3 protein-coding genes and 2 pseudogenes are annotated in these 5,265 nt (G+C 75.5%); 2 read left to right on the forward strand and 3 right to left on the reverse strand.

The features are described 5' to 3' along the window. Both ACFV0G_RS21620 and ACFV0G_RS21625 read right to left on the reverse strand, forming a co-directional pair. Nucleotides 1-838 (reverse strand): coiled-coil domain-containing protein (locus ACFV0G_RS21620; protein ID WP_380550135.1); only part of this gene is annotated, 838 nt, incomplete at its 3' end. Continuing rightward, nucleotides 784-2,676 carry an MFS transporter gene (locus ACFV0G_RS21625; protein WP_380550138.1) on the reverse strand — a complete coding sequence of 631 codons (1,893 nt, stop codon included), beginning with the start codon at nucleotides 2,674-2,676 and terminating at the stop codon, nucleotides 784-786. The genes ACFV0G_RS21625 and ACFV0G_RS21620, both read right to left, overlap by 55 nt. Nucleotides 2,677-2,752: 76 nt before the next feature. On the opposite strand from ACFV0G_RS21625, the gene ACFV0G_RS21630 reads away from it, so the two are divergent. Continuing rightward, the gene (locus ACFV0G_RS21630; protein ID WP_380550141.1) at nucleotides 2,753-3,400 is read left to right on the forward strand and encodes a TetR/AcrR family transcriptional regulator; all 648 of its coding nucleotides are present in this window, start codon (nucleotides 2,753-2,755) and stop codon (nucleotides 3,398-3,400) included. 73 nt (nucleotides 3,401-3,473) lie between these two features. Here the strand turns inward: ACFV0G_RS21630 and ACFV0G_RS21635 are convergent. Beyond that, nucleotides 3,474-4,633: pseudogene (locus tag ACFV0G_RS21635) on the reverse strand (FAD-dependent monooxygenase). A 69-nt stretch (nucleotides 4,634-4,702) separates the two neighbouring features. On the opposite strand from ACFV0G_RS21635, the pseudogene ACFV0G_RS21640 reads away from it, so the two are divergent. Further along, nucleotides 4,703-5,075, forward strand: a pseudogene (locus ACFV0G_RS21640) (hypothetical protein). The last annotated feature ends 190 nt before the right edge of the window (nucleotides 5,076-5,265 follow it).

Raw genomic sequence — 5,265 nt, forward strand, 5'->3', positions numbered from 1 at the left:
GGGTGCGGGGCGCGCCGGGCGCGCGACCCCCCGCGCGCGCGCGCCTGGCGGGGGCGGTCCGGGGTGAGCAGGGGGAGGGGCCGGGGCCGGTGGCCCCCCACTCGTACGGCTTGCCGAGTTGCGCGTAGGCGAACTGGAGGGCTGCTGCGGCGCGGCCGCTGGCCGGTCCGGTGTACGTGCCGCGCTCGGTCCCCCGGGAGGCCCGGTCGGCGCCGCCCTGGCCGTTGACCGCGGCGCGGTCCGCGGCCGACAGCCGCGACAGCACCGCGTTGGCCTCGGCCAGTTTGGACCGCACCCGGTCCCGCTCCGCGGCGAGCGCCTTGTCGGTGCGGTCGAGGTCGGCGAGTGCGGCCGTGGCCTCGGCGCGGCGCTGGTCGAGGCGCCGCTGCTGCGCCTGGAGCAGGCGCAGCAGGTCGCCCTGCGAGCTCGCCGCGAAGTCCTGGGCGGCGGCCTGCCGCAGGTAGCTGTCCGGGTCGGCGGAGAGCATCAGGGCGACGGTGGGGTCGACGTTGCCGTTGCGGTACTGCTCGGCGGCGACGGCGGCGAGGCGGTCGCGCAGGACGCCCATGCGTTCCTGGGCGGCGGCCACCTGGTCCTGCAGGTGGGCGGCGTCCGTGCGCAGCCGCTGCTGCTGCTCGGTGAACTTGTTGTACGTCTCGGTGGCGGCCTCGGCCTCCTCGTTCAGCCGGTCCACCTGGGTCTTGACGGTGGCGAGGTCGGGCTTGGGCTCGGCCTGGGCACCGCCGGCGGAGGCGAGGAGCGCGGAGCCGGCGGCAGCGGTGGTCAGGAGGGCGAGGCGGGTGCGGCCGGGCGGTGCGGGCTTGCGTCGGGTCCCCATGACGGGCGGTCACTCCCTGGCTTCCGGGCAGCCCTCCGCGTGCGCGGCAGGCCGGGTCGGCGGTGCGGCGGCCGACGGCGGCCGCGCGCTTTACGAAGTAACTTAGTAGATGAGGCCGGGGGTCTGGCAAGCACCCCCTCGGGGCCGCCCCCCCCCCCCGGGGGGGGCGGGGGGCCCGCGGCCCCCCCCCGGCCGGGGGCGCCCGGGCGCAGGCCGCGCCCCCCCCCCCCCCCGGCGGGCGGCGCCCCCCCCCCGGCGGCCCCCCCGCGCCGCGCGCGCGCGGCAGTAGCGGCTCCGACCGCGCCCAGGGCGGATGCCGGTACGGGCTCGGGCTGCTGCGGCATGCGGCCGGGCAGCGCCAGCGCGCCCGCCGCCCCGAGGACGCAGATGCCCGCGGCGACCACGCACGCGAGGTGGAAGCCGTCCATGAACGCGTTCTGCACACCGCTGAGCAGGGCCTCCCGGACGGGGCCGTGGGCGCCGTGGGCGGCCCCGAACGCGGCACCGACCGAGTTCTCGGCCGCGGCGGAGACCTTCGGCGGGAGCCCGCCGAACGCGGTGGCGGCCAGCTGGTGGGCGTAGATCGAGGTGAAGATGCTGCCCAGCACGGCCACGCCCAGAGTGCCGCCCGCCTCCCGGGTGGCGTCGTTGACCGCCGATCCGATGCCGGCCCTGGCGGGCGGGAGCACGCTGAGGATCGACTCGGTCGCCGGCGCGGTCGTGGTTCCGAGCCCGAGGCCGATGAGCACCATCTGGCCCACGATGTGCCCGTACGACATGCCGGCCGGCGAGACCGCGATCCAGCCGAACGCGGCGGCCAGCAGCAGCAGTCCGGACGTCACCACCACCCGCGTCCCGATCCGGGTCGCCAGCAGGACGCCGCCGACCGACCCGAGCGCGATGGTCAGCGCCACGGGCAGGATCCGCACACCGGTGGAGAGGGTGCCGTAGCCGCGGACGAACTGGAAGTACTGCGTCACCAGGAAGATGAAGCCGAACAGCGCGAAGAACGCGACGGTGACCGAGCCGCTGGCCGCGGAGAACGCCGGGGTCCGGAACAGCGACACGTCGATCATCGGACGGGCGCGGCGGCGCTCGATCAGGACGAAGGCGGCGGCCAGCAGCGCGGCGGCGGCGAAGCCGGTGATGCTCGCAGGGGCGGTCCAGCCACGGGCCGGGGCCTCGATGACGGTGTACACCAGCACGCCGATCGCGGCGGAGGAGGCAAGCAGGCCGGGCAGGTCGAGCCGCGCCTCCGCCGGACTGCTGGACTCCGGCACCCACGCCCAGGCCGCCGCGAACGCGACGAGGGCGATCGGCACCAGTGCCAGGAAGACGGATTGCCAGCCGAAGTGCGCCAGCAGCAGCCCGCCGGTCACCGGCCCGACCGCGACGCCGAGGCCCGTGACGGCGCCCCACAGCCCGATCGCCCGCGCCCGCTCCCGGCGGTCCGGGAAGGCGTTGGTGATCACGGACAGCGTGGTCGGGAAGATCACGGCCGCACAGGCGCCCATGGCGAAGCGCAGCACGACCAGAGCGCCCGGGCTGCCGACCGCGGCGCCGGCGGCACTGGTCAGGGCGAATCCGCCCAGGCCGAACAGGAGGGCCGGTCTGCGCCCGAAGCGGTCGCCCAGTGCGCCCGCGGTGAGGACGAGCGCGGCGAAGGAGAGGTTGTAGCCGTCGACGATCCACTGCAGGTCACGGGTGGTGGCCTGCAGCTCGCGGCTGAGATCCGGCAGGGCGACGTTGACGATCGTGGTGTCGAGGTTGATGGTGAACGCCGCCAGACAGGCGGCGGCCAGGACCAGGTACCGCCGTCGGGGGGAAAGGTCGGACATGGTCGCCTCCACAGGGGGCAGAATGTTGACAGTGGCGACATATCCGACTATTCCTCGCAGAGTGGACAGTGTCAACATGAGCAACGGGATCGGCGCCGGGGCGGGTACGCGCCGCGGGTACCACCACGGCAACCTGCGCGAGGCCCTGGTCGAGGCGGGCCTGGCGCTGGCCCGCAGCGGCGGGCCCGGCGCGGTCGTCCTGCGGGCCGTGAGCCGCGAGGCCGGGGTGTCGCACAATGCCGCCTACCGGCACTTCGCCGACCACGAGGACCTCCTGGCGGCCGTCGGCACCCGCTGCATGGACCGGCTCGGGCAGCTGATGGTCCGGCGCGCCGATGCGGTCACGGAGACCGATCCCATCCCCCGGGCATGGGCCAGGCTGGAGGCGATCGGCCGCTCGTACATCGACTTCGCCCTCACCGAGCCCGGCTGGTTCCGCACCGCCTTCTGCGGCGCGGGTGCCCACCCCGGCCCGCCGAAACCCCCGCCCGGCACCGTCGAGCCCGGCACCAACCCCTACCTGCTGCTCGGCGCCCGCCTGGACGAACTGGTCGACGCCGGCGCCCTCCCGGCCGAACGCCGCCCCGGCGCCGAGTTCGCCGCCTGGTCGGCCGTCCACGGTCTGGCCCAACTCCTCGTCGACGGACCGCTGCGGGCCCTCCCCCGCACGGAGGTGGGCAACGCCGTCGACACCGTCCTGGCGGTCGTGACCCGCGGGCTCTAGCGGCCGCCGTGACGCGAACGAGTCGGTCGCAGCCGCCCGTTGATGGTTGCGCAGGACAGCGTCGCCCGGGACTTCAGTTCAACCGCGGTGGGATCCACGCATGGTGGCGAAGGATCGTGCGGGTTGCCGCGGTGGCGGGTGTCAGCCGCATCGCCGTGTTCCGCAGCGCCACGGCCGGCGGGTTGGAGAGCTGATGACCCATCCGTCCGGCCTGGCGGGCGGCCTTCGCGACCGCGCCTGGCTGCGCGGGCGGCGCTCGGCGTCGTAGCGGGCCGGCGCGGCCTCGACGGAGGGCTCGGCGGCGAGCGCGGCAGCCAGCACGACCGCGTCCTCCAGCGCCTGGCAGGCACCCTGACCGAGGTTGGGGGGCATCACGTGGGCCGCGTCGCCGAGCAGGGCCGTCCGGCCGGCCGCGTACGAGGGGAGCGGGGTGCGGAGTTCGTTCACGTCGTGGTGCAGCACGGCATCGGGTCGGGTCGCCTCCAGCAGGGAGGGGATCGGGTCGTGCCAGTCGCCGAAAGCGTCGGCGCAGTTCGGCCAGGGGGTCCGCGCATTGCGTACCGGCGGGGAGGGTGAGGACGGCGTGCCACTCGGCCCGCCGGTCCGGGAGTGCGATGTGCCCGAACTCGGCCCCGCGTCCCCAGGTCAGCTCGAAGTCCGAGCGCAGGTCGACGGCCCGCCCGGTGATGGCGCGCAGCACCGTCGACCCGCTGGGGACCGGACCGGGGTGGGCCGGGAAGAGGAGACTGCGCACCCTGCTGCCGACTCCGTCGGCCGCCACCACCAGATCGGCGTCCAGGGCCGTGTCGCCGCGGTGCACCCGCGTCGTCCCGTGGTCGATCCGCCGCACCGGGTCGGCCTGCGAACCGATCAGCAGCGTCCCGGACGGCAGGGCCTGACGCAGCAAGCGTTGCGGGGTGGAGCGAGGGATGCCCGTGATCGGCGTGCCCACCGCCCTCTCCAGCACCGCGCCGTCCATCCGCGTCAGCCGGCCGCCCGCCGGTGTGCACGTGCCGCCGCTGTACCGGCCTCGCAACGCCTGCCGCACCGCCTCGCCGACGCCGGGTTCGTCCGGTACCCGCAGGCCGTTGGCGGCGAGTGAGATGCCCGCGCCCGCGTCGTCGAGGACGGACGCGCTCCACGAGCGTCACCTGCCGGCCGATGCGGTGCAGGCCCGATCGCGGCGGCCGGCCCGCCGATTCCGCCTCCGACGACCACGGCCGCGTCGCCCATGTCGAAGCCCCCGCCCTTCTACAGCTGTAGAAGGGCGACTCGGTACTACAGGTGTGGAAAGGACGACGCATGGCTTCGGATCGGCGCACCCTCCTCGCGGACGCGGCTCTCGACGTACTCGCCGACAAGGGGATGCGCGGCCTCACGCATCGCGCGGTCGACCAGAGGGCGGCCATGCCGCCCGGTGCCACCTCGGCGTACTTCCGCACCCGGGCCGCCCTGCGCACCACGCTCGTCACCAGGCTGGTCCAGCTCGAACGCCGGACGCGAGGCCGTCCGACTGTTCCTCGCCGAACACGGCGTGGCGGACGCGGAGAACCGCACGCACACCTTGCTGACCTGCATCGACGGGCTGGTCTTCGACCGGTTGGTGAGCGGTGGCGCGGTACCGCGCGAGGCCCTCGAAGGCCTCGTTGCCGCCGCGCTGCGACAGGCGCCCTGAGTGAGGCGCTGCGTGTGAGGTGTTCCGTGCAAGGTGTTCGGTGTGAGGTGTTCCGCGTCGGGAACGGCGGAAGCCCGGTCCGGGGCGTGTGACGGCGGTCCGGACCGGGCTGTGGGGCGCGGGGGGGGGGCCGCCCCCCCCCCCGCGGGGCCCCCGCGGGCGCCGCCCGCGGGCGCGCGGGTTGGCGGGG

This window comes from Kitasatospora sp. NPDC059571 (genome assembly GCF_042735675.1).
GTDB lineage: Bacteria > Actinomycetota > Actinomycetes > Streptomycetales > Streptomycetaceae > Kitasatospora.

Excerpts from the sequence above, each read along its gene's own strand:
- ACFV0G_RS21625 (WP_380550138.1), bottom strand. The coding sequence starts at position 2,676 with ATGTCCGACCTTTCCCCCCGACGGCGGTACCTGGTCCTGGCCGCCGCC.
- ACFV0G_RS21630 (WP_380550141.1), top strand. The coding sequence starts at position 2,753 with ATGAGCAACGGGATCGGCGCCGGGGCGGGTACGCGCCGCGGGTACCAC.